The organism is Mycobacteriales bacterium, assembly GCA_035550055.1.
Taxonomy (GTDB): Bacteria; Actinomycetota; Actinomycetes; order JAFAQI01; family JAFAQI01; genus DASZTV01.
On record DASZRO010000065.1, the window covers coordinates 50613 to 66266 of the forward strand.

At 68.7% G+C, this 15654-nt stretch carries 13 protein-coding genes; 12 read left to right on the forward strand and 1 reads right to left on the reverse strand.

Annotated features, from left to right (window positions below):
• Positions 1-57 precede the first annotated feature (57 nt).
• From VG899_09885 to VG899_09920, 8 genes are read left to right on the forward strand one after another with little or no spacing between them, the layout of a single operon-like run.
• Complete coding sequence (locus VG899_09885; GenBank protein HWA66662.1) at positions 58-1230, forward strand: amidohydrolase family protein; 1173 nt, start codon at positions 58-60, stop codon at positions 1228-1230.
• A 19-nt stretch (positions 1231-1249) separates the two neighbouring features.
• The gene (locus VG899_09890; GenBank protein HWA66663.1) at positions 1250-2476 is read left to right on the forward strand and encodes a Xaa-Pro peptidase family protein; all 1227 of its coding nucleotides are present in this window, start codon (positions 1250-1252) and stop codon (positions 2474-2476) included.
• Between the two features lie 7 nt (positions 2477-2483).
• The gene (locus VG899_09895) at positions 2484-3614 is read left to right on the forward strand and encodes a M24 family metallopeptidase (GenBank protein ID HWA66664.1); all 1131 of its coding nucleotides are present in this window, start codon (positions 2484-2486) and stop codon (positions 3612-3614) included.
• Between the two features lie 3 nt (positions 3615-3617).
• Positions 3618-4583: an enoyl-CoA hydratase/isomerase family protein gene (locus VG899_09900; protein ID HWA66665.1), complete on the forward strand. Its 966-nt coding sequence runs from the start codon at positions 3618-3620 to the stop codon at positions 4581-4583.
• Positions 4580-6916 (forward strand): CoA transferase, encoded by a 2337-nt coding sequence (locus VG899_09905; protein HWA66666.1) that lies wholly within the window; start codon positions 4580-4582, stop codon positions 6914-6916. The genes VG899_09900 and VG899_09905 overlap by 4 nt, the downstream gene beginning before the upstream one ends.
• The gene (locus VG899_09910; GenBank protein ID HWA66667.1) at positions 6916-7542 is read left to right on the forward strand and encodes a MarR family transcriptional regulator; all 627 of its coding nucleotides are present in this window, start codon (positions 6916-6918) and stop codon (positions 7540-7542) included. Before VG899_09905 ends, VG899_09910 begins: the two co-directional genes overlap by 1 nt.
• A 10-nt stretch (positions 7543-7552) precedes the next feature.
• Complete coding sequence (locus VG899_09915) at positions 7553-8911, forward strand: aromatic ring-hydroxylating dioxygenase subunit alpha (GenBank protein ID HWA66668.1); 1359 nt, start codon at positions 7553-7555, stop codon at positions 8909-8911.
• Between the two features lie 49 nt (positions 8912-8960).
• Entirely contained in the window at positions 8961-10160 is a 1200-nt protein-coding gene (locus VG899_09920; protein ID HWA66669.1) for a cytochrome P450, read from the forward strand.
• Here the strand turns inward: VG899_09920 and VG899_09925 are convergent.
• Positions 10140-10766, reverse strand: a complete 627-nt coding sequence (locus tag VG899_09925; GenBank protein HWA66670.1) for a TetR/AcrR family transcriptional regulator — start codon at positions 10764-10766, stop codon at positions 10140-10142. The two genes, VG899_09920 and VG899_09925, sit on opposite strands and share 21 nt — an antisense overlap.
• 29 nt (positions 10767-10795) lie before the next feature.
• Between VG899_09925 and VG899_09930 the strand changes: the two genes are divergently transcribed.
• The 4 genes from VG899_09930 to metH form a co-directional block, all read left to right on the forward strand.
• The gene (locus VG899_09930; GenBank protein HWA66671.1) at positions 10796-11278 is read left to right on the forward strand and encodes a Fur family transcriptional regulator; all 483 of its coding nucleotides are present in this window, start codon (positions 10796-10798) and stop codon (positions 11276-11278) included.
• 25 nt (positions 11279-11303) lie between these two features.
• The gene (locus VG899_09935) at positions 11304-12413 is read left to right on the forward strand and encodes a HoxN/HupN/NixA family nickel/cobalt transporter (protein ID HWA66672.1); all 1110 of its coding nucleotides are present in this window, start codon (positions 11304-11306) and stop codon (positions 12411-12413) included.
• A 68-nt stretch (positions 12414-12481) separates the two neighbouring features.
• Positions 12482-13396: a putative Ig domain-containing protein gene (locus VG899_09940; protein ID HWA66673.1), complete on the forward strand. Its 915-nt coding sequence runs from the start codon at positions 12482-12484 to the stop codon at positions 13394-13396.
• Between the two features lie 107 nt (positions 13397-13503).
• Positions 13504-15654, forward strand: a 2151-nt coding sequence (metH, locus tag VG899_09945) for a methionine synthase (protein ID HWA66674.1), incomplete at its 3' end; no start/stop codon positions are given.

Consider the following 15654-nt stretch of genomic DNA (forward strand, 5'->3'; position numbering starts at 1 on the left):
TTGACCATTGCTACGAAGCCGAAGTAATGTCCGCTCACCGGGAACGAGGGAGTAACGATGGCCGCAGGCTCGCCAGCTCTGACATATCCGCGGGAGGGACTCGGCGCCCCGAAGGACCGCCACCCCGGCCCCGTGCAGGACTTCGGGCTGCCGGCCGGCACCGAGGTGTTCTCGGCCGACAACCACATCTCGCTGTCCGAAGACATCTTCTTCGAGCGAGCGCCGGAGGGCATGAAGGACCGGGTCCCTCGCGTCATGAACGTCGACGGGGGCTGGGTCGTCGGCCTCGACGGCAAGTCGGTCCTGGTCAAGGAGTTCATCGACGTCCTTCAGCAGTACGACCCGGTGCCCGGCTCGCATGCGGGCGACATCGACGCTCGTCTGGCGGCGCTGGAGTCCGAGGGCGTGCACAGCGAGCTGGCCTTCCCGAACTCGATCCTCGCGTTGTTCGGCTGGCCCGACCGGGAGGTCCGCGAGACCTGCTTCCGGATCTACAACGAGTACATCGCGGAGGTGCAGGAGCGTTCCGGCAACCGGATCTACGGCGTCGGGCTCATCAACTGGTGGGACGCGGACGGTGCGCGTCGCACGCTGACCGAGCTGAAGGCGCTCGGCCTCAAGACCTTCCTGATGCCGCTCGTCCCGGGAAAGGACGAGGACAAGAAGCCGATCGACTACTGCGCCGCTTCGATGGACGGCGTATGGGAGGCGATCGAGGAGTCCGGCATCCCGGTGTCGCATCACATCGGCGAGAACCCGCCGCAGACACCGATCGAGATCAACGCGCTGCAGGTCGGGATGTTCCAGTCGGTCGCGCCGTTCCGCGACACCTTCGGCAAGTACGTCCTCGGGGGCATTCTCGACCGCCACCCCGGCCTCAAGATCGGCTACTTCGAAGGCGGCATCAACTGGGTGCCGTCGGCCATCCAGGACGCCCAGCACATCTGCGCGTCGTTTCGGCACATGCAGGACACCGAGATCAAGCTGGATCCGCAGGAGTACTGGGACAAGCACTTCTACGCGTCGTTCATGCTCGACCCGCTCGGCCTGTCGATGGTCGACCGCATCGGTGCCGACAAGGTGATGTGGTCGACGGACTTCCCCCACAACGAGAGCACGTACGGCTACAGCAACGAGTCGCTCGGCTCGGTGATCGACGCCGTCGGCGTCGACCGCGCGATCGACATCGTCAGCACGAACGCCCGGCGCTACCTGGGCATCTCGGCGTGACGCGGGCGGACCTCGACAGATGACCGCCGGTCTCATGGCGGCGGCTCCGACTCGGTTCTCGGGCCCGCCCGATTTGGCGCGGATGCGCAAGGACCGCATCGAGCGGGTTCGTGCCGCGATGCAGGAGCAAGGCGTCGACGCCGTGGTGCTGTCGGGCAACACGAACGTCGTCTACGCGACCGGAGCGATCTGGCCCTTCGCCGACGAGAGCCGGACGACGTTCGAACGGCCGGTCGCGGTTGTGGTGGCCGACGACGATGTGCCGCACCTGTTCACGCCTCTTCGCAGCGACGACCGGTTGCGCTCGGGGCTGCCCGCGGACCACGTCCACGGCCCTGCGCTGCTCGACTTCGACGAGGGAGTGGATCTGTTCCTGCCGAAGCTCGCCGACCTGGTGCCGGCCGGCGCCGTGGTCGCCTTCGACGAGTGGACCCACCCGCTGCGGCGTACCGAGATGTTCCTGGGCCCTGCCGGCTCGCCCGTGGACGGCGGCCGGATCATCAGCCGCGCCAAGCTGCGCAAGACCCCCGACGAGCTCGCCTGCATGCGCGAGGCGCTGCGGATCATGGAGGTCGGCATCGCGCAGGTGCAGGAGCGCCTGGCGCCCGGGGTGCGCCAGGTGGACCTGACGGCAACGTTCCTGCAGACGATCTTCGAGGCCGGCGCCGACGCGAACATCCTCGACCCGATCTGGCAGGTGATGCCCAACAGCGTCGCCGAGGGCCCCTGGACGACCACGGGCGACCTCGCCCTGCCGCTGCTGTCGACCACGCGGGAGCTCGTCGAGGGTGACGTCCTGTGGGTCGACCTCGGCATGAGCTACGAGGGTGTCCACACCGACTTCGGCCGGACCTGGATCGTCGGACGAGAGCCCAACGACGTCCAGCGCGCCCAGTTCGAGCGGTGGCGCGCGATCCTCGACGCCACGCTGGCCGTCACCCGCGCCGGCGCGCGCAACAGCGACCTCACCGCCGCAGCCACGGCCGCGAACGGCGGCAGCAAACCGTGGCTGCCGCACTTCTACCTCGGTCACGGCCTGGGCATCGACAGCGCCGAGATGCCGTTCGTCGGCAGCGACATCGGCGAAGACTTCGACGCGTCGTACGTCCTCGAAGCCGGAATGGTGCTCGTGCTCGAGCCCGTGGTGTGGGAGGACGGCCAGTGCGGCTATCGCTCGGAAGAGGTCGTCCTGATCACCGAGGACGGCTGGGAGCCGCTCACCGACTATCCGTACGACCCGTTCTGAGGACCGCGTGACCGACACCGAGACACGACCTGACGCCGCCGGACTGCGCAACGCGCGGCGACAACGCGTCCTGGAGGCGATGGACGCCGCCGGGATCGACATCCTGATCTCCGGCCGGGAGCCCAACGCCCGCTACATCGCCGGCGTGCCGCGGCTGTGGATCAACGGGTCGAGGCCGTTCGGCCCCGGCTGCGTCATCGAGCGTGCGACCGGTTCCATCCACATCGTCAGCACGTGGGACGAGGGGGTGCCGGCGGACATCCCGCACGAGAACCTGCATGGCATCACGTTCAACGGCGCGAACACGCTGGCCTGGCTGACGAAGGTCGAGGGTGCCGCCACGGCGAAGACCGTCGCGACGGACGGGCTGATGCCCTCGACGCTCGGCCTGGTTCGAAAGGCCTTTCCCGCGGCTGAGCTCGTCGACGGCGAGCAGCTGATGCGCACGGTGCGCGCCGTGAAGCTGCCCGACGAGATCGATGCGATCCGGCATGCGGTCCGCATCGCGGAAAGCGCGCTGCTCGCGGCAGAGGGTGCCTTGCGGGCAGGCGTGACCGAGCGACAGCTGACCGGGGTGTTCATGAGCCACATGGCCGAGGCGGGCGTGACGACCCCGAGCACGCAGGACGTCGCCTGGATCACCTCGCGTACGAGGCCGTGGGCGCGCACCAGCCGGGACGCCGCGGTCGGCGCCGACGACCTGGTCGCTCTCGACGGCGGTGTGCTCGCGGACGGGTACGTCGGAGAGGTCGGTTGGACGGCCGCGATCGACGGGGTCGCCAAGGTGGGCGGGCCGCTGCTCGCCAAGTGGGACGAGCTGTGGGAAGGCCTGCTGGCCGCATGCCGGCCGGGCAACCCGGCGTCGGCGCTGCTCGACGCGTACGCCGCAGCCGGGCTGCCCGCGCCGCCGATGCCGATCGGGCGCGGGCTGGGCAACGGCAACGACATGCCGCTGGTGCTCGCCGAGCTGCCCGCCACCGCCAAGGACTTGCGGCTGGAAGCCGGGATGGTGCTGGCGGTGACCGCCTACGTCTGGGCCGACGGCGTCGGTGCGCTCTATGGCAAGGCGCCGGTCGCGCTGACCGATGCCGGGCCAGAGCTGCTGTCGGTGAAACCTCTCCGCGAGCTGAGGAGCTGACCGGTGACCGACGTACCCGCGCCCGAGGACATCATCCGGTACGAGAAGGACCCCGAGACCCGCATCGCGACCATCACCTTCGACCGGCCCGACCATCTCAATGCGCCGACCATCGGTGCTCGCAAGCGCTACGGCGACCTGATCTTCAAAGCCAGCCTCGACGATGACGTCAAGGTGTTGGTCGTCCGCGGCGAGGGCGAGCATCTCGGCACCGGGGCAGACCTCGACGAGCTGATGGCCAAGCGCAAAGGCGGCGTCGCCATGGCCGAGGAGTTCGGCATCAGCGACGAGGACGACGTCACGATGCCGGATCGCCACAACTACCGCAACGGCGCCTCGCTCGTGCACTGGTACGCCGACGCCCGCTCGGGCAACCGCAGTCTCGCCGACTTCAAGAAGATCAGCATTCTCGAGGTCAAGGGCTACTGCTACGGCTGGCACTTCTACCAAGCGGCGGATGCCGATCTGGTGATCTCCTCCGACGACGCACTGTTCGGCCACCCGGCGTTCCGGTACGTCGGTTACGCGCCGCGGATGTGGCAGTGGGCGACCGTGATGGGACTTCGAAAGTTCCAGGAGATGGTCTTCACCGGCCGTCCGTTCACCGCCGCGGAGATGGCGGACTGCAACTTCGTCAACAGCGTGGTGCCACGCGCCGAGCTCGAAACCGAGGTCGCGAAGTACGCCCTTGCGTGCTCCAACACCCGCAACACCGACACGATCTTCATGCAGAAGACGTTCTTCAACATCATGAAGCAGCACCAGGGCGAGTACATGGGCAGCATGATGAGCGCCTGGCTGGAGTCGATGACCGGCGCGCTCCGTGAGGACGTCGAGCGCTCCGAAGCCGGACTCGGGGGCAAGATCGCCGAAGGTGGGGTCAACAAGCTGGTCAAGGACAACGACAGCCGGTTCCCGCCGGAGTGGCGACTGTCCCGGTCGGGTCGCGAGCAGCCTCCCGCCGAATGACGAGTCCTGCACCGCTGGCCGGTCGCCGCGTGGTCGACCTGTCGACCTGGATCGCGGGCGGCTACTGCACCAAGCTGCTCGCCGACGCCGGCGCCGACGTGGTCAAGGTCGAGCCTGCCGGCGGCGACCCGTTGCGGCGGTGGTCGGCCTCCCGCGCGGTGATCGCCCCCGACGCAAACGGGGCCCTGTTCAACTTCCTGCACGCCGGAAAGCGCGAGCATCTCGCCGCCCACGCCGCAGAGGTCGAGGCCCTTCTCGACGCGGCCGACCTCGTCGTGTGGTCGCCCGGCTCCGCACTCACCGCGGATCCTGCGCTCGCACCGGCCGCGATCTCGGCGCGCCACCCCGACGCCCACATTGCGTCGATCACGCCGTTCGGGCTGACCGGACCGTGGACCGGCCGTCCGGCGACCGAGTTCACCCTCCAGGCGTGGTCCGGGGGGATGGTCGGGCTCGGTCGCGGCTACCCCGATCGCGCGCCGGTTCACGTCGGAGGCCAGATCGGGGAGTGGCTAGCCGGCGTCGTCGCAGCCGTCGGAGCCGTCGCCTCGCTGCGTCGTGACGGCACCGGCGAGATCATCGACGTATCCATGCTCGAAGTCCTGGCGTTGTGCCTGACCTACTACCCGGTGACCTACCACGACCAGATGGGCCGTCCGATGCGCAAGCGACGGTTCGTGCCGTCGCCGGGTGTGGCGCAGGCGTCGGACGGCATGGTGGGACTCGGCGTCGGCACCGGTCAGCAGTGGTATGACTTCTGCGCGATGGTCGGTCACCCGGAGTGGATGGATGACCCGAAGCTGTTCCTCGACCGGACGTCGCTGATGCCGACGATCGACGCCTGGATCGCCGAGCAGAAGGTGGATGCGCTGCTCGAGCTGGCATCCGCGTTCCGGATCCCGAATGCGCCGCTGGTCAACGGCGCCAACGCGACCACCTTCGAGCACTTCCGGGCGCGCAACGCGTTCGTGTCCAACCCGGTGGACGGCGCGGTCAATCCCGGCCCGCCGTACCGCATCTCGCCGGCGTCGGACCAGCGGCGCGAGCCCGTTGCGCCGAGCCCGACCGATGCCGACCACAGCCTGCCGTTGCGCGGTCTGCGCGTGCTGGAGATGACCGCGTTCTGGGCCGGGCCGCTCGTCGGCAGCATCCTCGGCATGCTCGGCGCCGAAGTGATCCACCTCGAGTCCACCGCACGTCCCGACGGCGCGCGGCTGATCGGCGGGATCCCCCAGACCACCGATCAGTTCTGGGAGCGCGGCCCGATCTTCGCGGCACTGAACACGAACAAGTCGAGCCTCACCATCGACCTGGGCACGCCACGGGGGGTCGAGGTGCTCGAACAGCTGGTCGCAACCTGCGACGTGGTGGTCGAGAACTTCACCCCGCGAGTGCTCGACCAGCTCGGCCTGGACTACGAGACGTTGCGCCGGAAGCGGCCGGACCTGGTGATGGTTCGCATGCCCGGTTTCGGTCTCGACGGGCCGTGGCGCGACGGTGGCGCGTTCGCCTTCGTGATCGAGGACGCCTCCGGCCTGACCTGGCTGACCGGGTATGAGGACAAGCTGCCGATCGAGCCCTACTGCGTCGGGGACCCGAACGCCGGGCTGCACGCGGTCCTCGCGTTGCTGCTGGCGCTCGAGCACCGCGATCACACGGGCGAGGGTTGCCTGGTCGAAGCCGCGATGGTCGATGCGGCGCTGAGCGTCGCGGCGGAGCAGGTCATCGAGTACTCCGCCTACGGCAACCTCCTCCAACGCGACGGCAACCGCGGTCCGATGGCCGCGCCGCAGAACGTCTACCAGGCCGCCGGCCCTGACGAGGAGGGCAGGGACGACTCATGGGTCGCGATTGCGGTGGCCACCGACGAGCAGTGGTTGGCGCTGCGGGCCGCGATCGGTGAACCCGAGTGGGCATCGGGCTCCGCGCTCGCGACCGCGGCGGGACGTCGCGGCGCGCAGGACGAGCTCGACGGCCATCTCGCCGCCTGGTGTCGCAGTCGTACGGCGGATGAGGTCGTGGATCTGCTCTGGCCGGCCGGCGTACCCGTTGCCAAGGTGATGCAGCCGCATCAACAGCCGGATCTCCCACCGGTGGCGGCCCGGGGCTTCTTCGAGACGTTGGAGCATCCCGTGGTCGGGGCTTGCCGCTACAGCACGCTGCCGATGCGGCTGTCCAACGGACCCGCGGCGATGCAGCGACGGGCCGCTCCGCTGTTGGGGGAGCACAACGACGCGCTGCTCACCGAGCTCGGGCTCAGTCGCAGCGAGATCGACGAGCTGGCCGCTGCCGGGATCATCGGCAACTCGGTTGCTGCGGTGGGGGGTCACTGATGGCGCGCGCGAACGGTTCTCGCGGCGGTGGGTTCGAGCCGGCCCCCTTCGACGTCGTCGAGGCATCGCGTCGGGTGTGGGAACGGCACTGGGACGCCGAGTCGGCGTCCGGGATGGCGGTGTTCACCGCGATCCTGCGCTCCTACCAGCTGCTGGCGGACGAGGTGGAGCGAGTGATGCGCAGCCACGAGCTGACCTTCGCGCGGTACGAGGTGCTCACCTGGCTCATGACCGATCCGGAGTCCTCGCTGACCTTGAGCTGGATCAGCAAGACGCTGCGGATCCCGCCGGCGACGGTCACGAACATCATCGACCGCCTCGAGCAGGACAAGCTGGTACGCCGAGTGGCACACCCGTCGGACGCGCGCACGACGCTCGCCGTGATCACCCAACGCGGCCGCCGGGTGGCGAGTGCGGCGACCGAAGACCTCAATGACAACGTGTACGCGCGCATCGGCCTCGACGAGTCGCAGCGGCGCGAGCTCACCGACCTGCTGGCGACGTTGCGGGCCAGTGGCAACGAGTTCGACGTCGAGCGCTCGGCGGAGGTGGTCGAAGAGGTCGGGACGCGGCAGGCGCGCAAGCCGGTCGGCGGCCGGTCGAAGCGTGAGCACGACGTGGCATAGGAGCGAAGGCATGGCGGAGAAGAAGACGAAGGCATCGCGGGTGCCGTATGCGATGGAGGTGCCCGACCGGATCCGCAAGGAGCGCTACTACGACCGTGAGTTCTTCGAGCTCGAGGCCGAGCAGCTGTGGCCGCGGGTGTGGCAGATGGCCTGCCGGCTCGAGGAGATCCCGAACCCCCGTGACTTCGCCACCTACGAGATCCTCGACCAGTCGGTGATCGTCGTCCGTCAAGACGACATGAGCGTGCGTGCCTTCCACAACGCGTGCCGCCACCGTGGTGTGCGTCTGGTCGAAGGCCACGGCACCAGCACGAGCGGCTTCACCTGCCCGTTCCACGGCTGGTGCTATGCGTCAGACGGCGCCAACACGTTCATCTCGCGGGCGGGCACGTTCTCCGAGGCCAACCTCGACCCGGCGCAGGTCGGCCTTCAGCAGGTGCGTTGCGAGACGTGGGGAGGGTGTGCCTGGATCAACCTCGACCCGAAGGCACCGGACCTACGGGCGAGCATCGAGCCATTCGCGACGTACATGGACGCCTGGCAGCTCGACAACATGCACCCGGAGTGGTGGTACTCCTTCCGGCTGCCGGTGAACTGGAAGCTCGCGCAAGAGGCGTTCATGGAGCAGTACCACGTGCTCGAAACGCATCCGCAGCTACGGCTGCCGGGCCGCTACCCCGCCAAGAACAAGCCGTTCGACCAGCAGGCCTTCCTCGACGCCGAGCTCACCTACCTGCAGGTGATGAGCGAGGGCATGGCGGGGATGGTCCACGCGAACGACGTCAAGGTCGCGGCGCGCATCATGCCGAAGACCACCCTGCCCGCCGACCCGGTCCAGGCGCGGGTCGCCTGGGAGCGCACCCTCAACGACGCGGTGGTCAAGTGGCATCGCAGCAAGAAGCATCTGATCCCGGATCTCAACCAGATCGAGGACGACGGCCTCACCGAGCCGATGGTCTACTGCTTCCCGCACTTCTTCATCCTGCCGATGTACAGCAGCGCATCGCAGTACCGGTTCCGGCCGATCGGACCGGAGGAGACGCTGATGGAGATCTGGTCGTTGACCAGGTTCCCGGACGGTGCGCCCTTGCCGAAGCTGCCGGTCCCGGAGCCGATGGCGCACGACGACCCGCGGGTGCCCCCCATCCCGACCCAGGACTTCTCGAACCTGCCGAAGCAGCAGCTCGGGCTGCACTCGCGCTCCTTCGAGTTCATGCGGATCTCGGCGCAGATCGAAGGGCACCTGTCGAACTTCCATCGCACGATCGACGGTTATCTCGAAGGCCTGCCCAGCAAGAAGCTGCTCAAGGCCCACCGGCAGCTCAACATCAACCCCCTCGAGCGGCCGATCGTCGACCTCGGTCTCTAATATCATTCGTGCCAGACCTCTGGCGCCAATCTATGAGCGAGGTGACGTTGTGACGATCTCCGCCGAAGCCCCGCCGTACTACGACCCGTACGACATCGAGCTGGCGAACGACCCGTACCCGATGTGGCGGCGGCTGCGGGACGAGTCGCCGGTCTACTACAACGACAAGTACGACTTCTACGCGCTGAGCCGCCACGCCGACATCTCGACATGGCTGCCCGAGTGGGAGACCTTCTCCTCGGCGCGCGGCGTGATCATCGAGCTCATCAAGGCAAACCTCGAGCTGCCGTCCGGCACGCTGATCATGGAGGACCCGCCGGTCCACGACATCCATCGCAACCTGCTGGTGCGGGTGTTCACGCCGCGCCGGATCGCCGCCATCGAGCCACAGGTGCGCGCCTACTGCGCCCAACACCTCGACCCGCTGATCGGTGAGGAGCGCTTCGACCTGATCGCGGAACTCGGCGCGCAGATGCCGGGCAAGGTGATCGGCATGCTGCTCGGCATTCCCGAGCAGGACCAGGCCGCCGTCCGCGCGCACGTCGACAACAACCTGCGCACCGAGGCGGGCGAGCAGATGGTGGTCAACGACGCGTCGTTCGCCGAAGGCGACATCTTCGCCGACTACATCGACTGGCGGATGAAGAACCCGTCGAACGACCTGATGACCGACCTGCTCAACGCGGAGTTCGACGACGAGCACGGCGTACGCCGCAAGCTGACCCGCCAGGAGGTGCTCACCTACGTCGCCGTCGTCGCCGGCGCGGGCAACGAGACAACCACCCGACTGATCGGCTGGATGGGCTCGCTGCTCGCCCAGCATCCGGACCAGCGGGCGGCGGTCGTCGCGGACCGGTCGCTGATCCCCAACGTCGTCGAGGAGACGGTTCGCTACCAACCGCCCGGTCCGCACGTCGCCCGTTACGTGGCGAGGGACGTCGAGATCCACGGCGTCACGGTCCGCGAGGGCAGCGCCATGCTGTTCCTGCTCGGCTCGGGCAATCGCGACGACCGGGTCTACCCGAACGGCGACACCTACGACATCCACCGGCCGCTGAGCCAACACCTCGGCTTCGGCTACTCGGTGCACTACTGCATGGGAGCCGCGCTCGCCCGGCTCGAGGGCCGGGTCGCCCTCGAAGAGATCCTCGAACGCTTCCCGACGTGGGAGGTCGACTGGGACGGCGCGAGGCTTGGCTCGACCTCGACCGTTCGCGGCTGGGAGACGCTACCGATCGTCGTCGGCTGAGCCGGGTCGCCGTCCGTCGCGGACCGCGTCGGAGAGCAGCCCGATCAGCCAGCCGACGCTGTCGGCGGCCTGCTGCGGGTCCAGGCCCCAGTCGTCGAGCAGCCGCCGGTAGGTCGGCATGCCCCACAGCACGTCGATCAGCGCGGCGAGACGTCGCAGCTCGGCGTCCGACGCGTCGGGCGCGGCCGCACGTACGGTGTCGAGCAGGGCGTTGGTACGGCGTTCGTCCAGCTCTGCGAGGACGCCTTCGGGGCGGCGGGGAGCCTCGCGCGCGAACGAGCCGAGGTAGCTGAAGAGCCGGCTGACGTGGCTCGGCAGGTCATCGAGGCGCATCCCCTCGATGTCCACCCCCGACTCCTCGACCAGCCGCTGCAGGACCGCCGCACGCAGCTCGCGCTCGGTGGCGAAGTGGCGGTGGACGGTCCGCTCGTGAACCCCCGCGCGCGACGCGACGGCGCGGACCGTGACGCCGCGCCAGTCCCAGGACGACAGCTCGTGGACCAGCGACGCTCCGGCGTCGACGATCCGGGCGCGCGTCTTCGCGGAGCGCTCCCGGCGCACCGGGCTGTCGTAGCGCCGCGTCGCCCGGTCGCCTTCCTGCGTCACGGCGGTGATCGTAGGAGCAGACTGTGCCCATGGCATCCGCCGTTGTGCCGCCGGAGACGGCGCAGCAGCTGGCGACCGACCTGCTGCGCTCGGTCGGTCAGCGGGTGACCAAGCCTCGGGTCGCGGTGTTGTCCTGTGTCCTGGCTGCCAGGGAAGAGCACCTGTCCGCGGAGCTGCTGCTGGAACGGGTGACCGCGGCCGACGCGTCGGTGCATCGCGCGACCGTCTATCGCACCCTTGACGGGCTCGCGGCCGCCGGCGTGCTGCAACACGTCCACCTCGATCGCGGGCTGACCGCCTACCACCTCGCCGAGTCGGTGGGGGAGCATCGCAGTCCACCGCACCTGCACGGGCAGTGCGCCCGCTGCGGCCGGATCGTCGACTTCCCTGCAGACGTGATGGAGCAGGCCGTCGATCGGGTCGAGCGCGCCACCGGGTTCGCGCTGGACCCGGCGCACGTGGCGCTTTCCGGGCTGTGCCGACAGTGCAAGGGGCGGCCCGGCAGCCACTGACGCTAGTTGCGATATGGTCGCAACTATGGTCCGGATCGACCGCGTGAGGAACGCGCTGACGCGCGAGGAGTGGCTGCGGGTCGGGCTGATGGGAGCCGCTGTTGTAGCGCTCTACGTGGTGGGCTTCGCCCTCCTGCTGTCGGCGGTCGGCCACCACTACGTCCTGTCGAGGTCGGGTGCGAAGGTCAAGATCTTCGGGGTCGGCACCGGCGTACTCGCCCTCACCCTCGGGATGCGCCACGCCTTCGACGCCGACCACATCGCGGCGATCGACAACACGACGCGCAAGCTGATGGGGGAGGGCCAGCGGCCCACCAGCGTCGGCTTCTTCTTCTCACTCGGTCACTCGTCCGTCGTGTTCGTGCTCGCGGTGCTGCTCAACTTCGGCATCCGTTCCCTCGACCGCGCGGTGTCGGACGACGGATCGGGTCTGCACCACGTCACCGGCATCATCGGTACGTCGGTGTCGGGCACCTTCCTGTACCTCATCGCGGCGCTCAACGTCGTGATCCTGGTCTCGATCGTGCGCATCTTCCGGGAGATGCGCGGCGGCGCCTTCGACGAGGCCGAGCTCGAACGCCGGCTCGCCCAGCGGGGGCTCATGAACCGGTTGCTCGGCGGCTTCGCCGAGCGGGTCGACCGCCCCTGGAAGATGTACCCGCTCGGGGTGCTGTTCGGGCTCGGATTCGACACCGCCACCGAGGTCTCGCTGCTGGTGCTGTCCGGCTCGGCCGTGGCCAGCGGATTGCCGTTCTGGGCGATCCTGTCGCTGCCGATCCTCTTCGCCGCCGGGATGAGCACCTTCGACACCCTCGACGGGTGCTTCATGAACTTCGCGTACGGGTGGGCCTTCGCGACACCGATCCGGAAGGTCTTCTACAACATCACGATCACCGGGCTGTCGGTCATGGCCGCCTTCGTGATCGGCACCATCGAGATCCTCGGCCTGGTCCAGTCGGAGTTCTCCTTCGATGACCCGTTCATGCGGTTCATGTCGAACTTCAACATCAACACCGCCGGCTTCGTCGTGGTGGGGCTGTTCGTCGCGGTGTGGGCGATCGCCCTCGCGGTGTGGCACTTCGGCGACGTCGAAGGGCGCTGGGGGTCGTCACCCGAACCGGCGTCCTACCGTTAGTCCCTGAGACGGGGACGTGGCGCGGCGCGCCGCGGGGAGGGCTGGTGGCTGTGGCGGCTGGATCGCGCGTGGCTGCGATTGCCCTGGCAGCGGCGGCGGCTGTGCTCGCCGTACCTTCGGCCGCCTCGGCTGACGACCCGACGCTCACCCTCACCCCGGTCACCTCGGGAACGGACATCTACGGAGGCGTCGGTACGCCGATGCGTGACGCGGCGCCGTACACGGTCACCGGGGGCAGCGGGCACGTCACGTGGGCCTACCAGGGGCTGCCGGACGGACTGGCTGCCTCGCAGACCACCGGGGTCGTGACCGGTACGCCGACGCTGTCGGGCAGCTACCCGCTCACCATCAGCGTGACCGACGGCGACGGCCAGACCCAGTCGGCCGACGCGACCCTTCTGGTCGACCCGATCGGCCTGTCGACGGCATCCGGCCAGCCGGCCTACCTCGTGGCGATCGCCAAGGACCCGGTGAGCGCCCAGGCGGTGATCGCCTCAGGTGACAGCGAGGACCTGACCTGGAGCGCCAGCGGCTTGCCGCCCGGGCTGTCGATCGACAAGGACAGCGGCGTCGTCAGTGGCACTCCGACGCAGGTCGGCGCGTTCACCACCCGCTTCAAGGCAGTCAACACGGTCGGCAACACCGCCTATCTGTCGGTGCTGTTCGAAGTCGTCGTCGGCTACACCTGCGACTACCACGAGACCGGTGCGGTCGGCCAGGCGCTGTCGATCAACTGCGGCGTGTTCTGGTCACCCAAGCCCAACGCCGGTGGCAGGTGGCTGCGCCTGCCGGGGCGGCTGAGCTACTCCGCCAAGGGTCTGCCCAGTGGGCTACGGATCGACCCGGCCACCGGCGTGATCACCGGATCGCCGCGCAAGGCCGGGACCGCCACGGCGACGGTGTCGGTGAAGGTGCGACCCGACGGCGTCCTGGTCACCCGCGCGACCACGTGGCGCAGCTCCGTTCGCTGCGCCATCAGGTGACGACTCGACCTTCAGGCGCGGCTCGCCGTGGGCCCGGCTGACGGGCCTCTGCCGCTCCGCAGGGCTAAATCCGGGAGCGTGACGGTCGCGGAATGAGACAATCGGGTGTGCCCGAGTCTCCTACGCTTCGCCCGGATGCGACGGAAGCGCTGACTGCCCTGCTGCAATCGCGCATCCTGGTGCTGGACGGTGCGATGGGCACGATGATCCAGCGGTACACCTTCAGCGAGGCGGAGTACCGCGGCGCGCGCTTCGCCGACTGGGGCAGTGACGTCAAGGGCAACAACGACCTGTTGACCCTCACCCAGCCGGACGCGATCGGTGCGATCCATCGCGCCTATCTCGACGCGGGCGCCGACATCATCGAGACGAACACGTTCAGCGCGCAGCGGATCTCGCTGGCCGACTACTCGATGGAGTCGCTCGCCTACGAGCTCAACTTAGAGGCCGCCCGGCTGGCCCGCGCCCAGTGCGACGCGGTGACCGCGGCCGACCCGACCCGTCCGCGGTTCGTTGCCGGCGGCATCGGTCCGACGAACCGGACCGCGTCGATCTCACCGGACGTCAACGACCCGGGGGCGCGCAACGTCAGCTACGTCGAGCTCGTCGAGGCCTACCTGGAGGCAGCCAACGGGCTGGTCGACGGCGGCGCGGACCTGCTGGCGATCGAGACCATCTTCGACACGCTCAACGCGAAGGCGGCGATCTTCGCGGTCGAGACGCTGTTCGAGCAGCGGGGCCGGCGCTGGCCGGTGATGATCTCCGGCACGATCACCGACGCCTCGGGTCGCACGCTGTCGGGGCAGGTGACCGAAGCGTTCTGGCACTCGGTCCGTCACGCCAAGCCGCTGCTCGTCGGGCTGAACTGCGCGCTCGGCGCGCAGGAGATGCGGCCCTACATCGCCGAGATCTCGCGGATCGCCGACACGTTCGTGTCCTGCTACCCGAACGCCGGTCTGCCGAACGCGTTCGGCGAGTACGACGAGGCCCCTGACCAGACCGCCGCGATCGTGCGGGAGTTCGCCGAGAGCGGGATGATCAACCTGCTCGGCGGATGTTGCGGGACGACGCCGGACCACGTGGCGGCCATCGCGCGAGCGATCGACGGCGTCGCGCCGCGCGTCGTACCGGCGGTCGAGCCCGCCTGTCGGCTGTCCGGTCTGGAGCCGCTGACCATCACCGACGAGTCGCTGTTCGTCAACGTCGGTGAGCGCACCAACATCACCGGCTCGGCGAAGTTCCGCAACCTGATCCGGGACGGCGACTACGCCGCTGCGCTCTCCGTCGCGCGCCAGCAGGTCGAGAACGGCGCGCAGGTGATCGACGTCAACATGGACGAAGGCATGATCGACGGCCTCGCCGCGATGGACCGCTTCCTGAAGCTCATCGCCAGTGAGCCGGACATCAGCCGGGTCCCGATCATGATCGACTCGTCGAAGTTCGAGGTGATCGAAGCCGGTCTGCGTTGCGTGCAGGGCAAGCCGATCGTGAACTCGATCTCCATGAAGGAGGGCGAGGAGAAGTTCCGCGCGCAGGCGCGGCTGTGTCGCAAGTACGGCGCGGCTGTGGTCGTCATGGCCTTCGACGAAGCCGGCCAGGCCGACAACCTCGAGCGTCGGAAGTCGATCTGCGAGCGGGCGTACCGGATCCTGGTGGACGAGGTCGGGTTCCCGGCCGAGGACATCATCTTCGACCCGAACATCTTCGCGATCGCCACGGGCATCGAGGAGCACGCGAACTACGGCGTGGACTTCATCGAGGGCACCCGCTGGGTGAAGCAGAACCTGCCCGGTGCGCTCGTCTCCGGCGGCGTCTCCAACGTGTCGTTCTCCTTCCGCGGCAACAACGCCGTGCGCGAGGCGATCCACGCGGTGTTCCTGTTCCACGCGATCGCCGCCGGCATGGACATGGGCATCGTCAACGCCGGCGCGCTGGCGGTCTACGACCAGGTCGACGAGCGGCTGCGCGAGCGAATCGAGGACGTCGTCCTCAACCGGCGCGCCGACGCGACCGAGCGGCTGCTGGAGATCGCGGGCGACTACGCCGGCGACGGCGCGCGGGCCGAGGCCGCGAGCGACGAATGGCGCCGGTTGCCGGTGGCCGAGCGGATCACGTACGCGCTGGTCAAGGGCATCGACGAGCATGCGGAGACCGACACGGAGGAGCTGCGCAAGCTCATCGAGCAGCGCGGTGGGCAGCCGATCGAGGTCATCGAAGGCCCACTCATGGACGGCATGAACGTCGTCGGCGACCTGTTC

Bases quoted from the DNA above. Each gene is read 5' to 3' on its own strand.
- VG899_09885 (HWA66662.1), top strand. From the start codon at position 58: ATGGCCGCAGGCTCGCCAGCTCTGACATATCCGCGGGAGGGACTCGGC.
- VG899_09890 (HWA66663.1), top strand. From the start codon at position 1,250: ATGACCGCCGGTCTCATGGCGGCGGCTCCGACTCGGTTCTCGGGCCCG.
- VG899_09905 (HWA66666.1), top strand. From the start codon at position 4,580: ATGACGAGTCCTGCACCGCTGGCCGGTCGCCGCGTGGTCGACCTGTCG.
- VG899_09910 (HWA66667.1), top strand. From the start codon at position 6,916: ATGGCGCGCGCGAACGGTTCTCGCGGCGGTGGGTTCGAGCCGGCCCCC.
- VG899_09915 (HWA66668.1), top strand. From the start codon at position 7,553: ATGGCGGAGAAGAAGACGAAGGCATCGCGGGTGCCGTATGCGATGGAG.
- VG899_09930 (HWA66671.1), top strand. From the start codon at position 10,796: ATGGCATCCGCCGTTGTGCCGCCGGAGACGGCGCAGCAGCTGGCGACC.
- VG899_09935 (HWA66672.1), top strand. From the start codon at position 11,304: ATGGTCCGGATCGACCGCGTGAGGAACGCGCTGACGCGCGAGGAGTGG.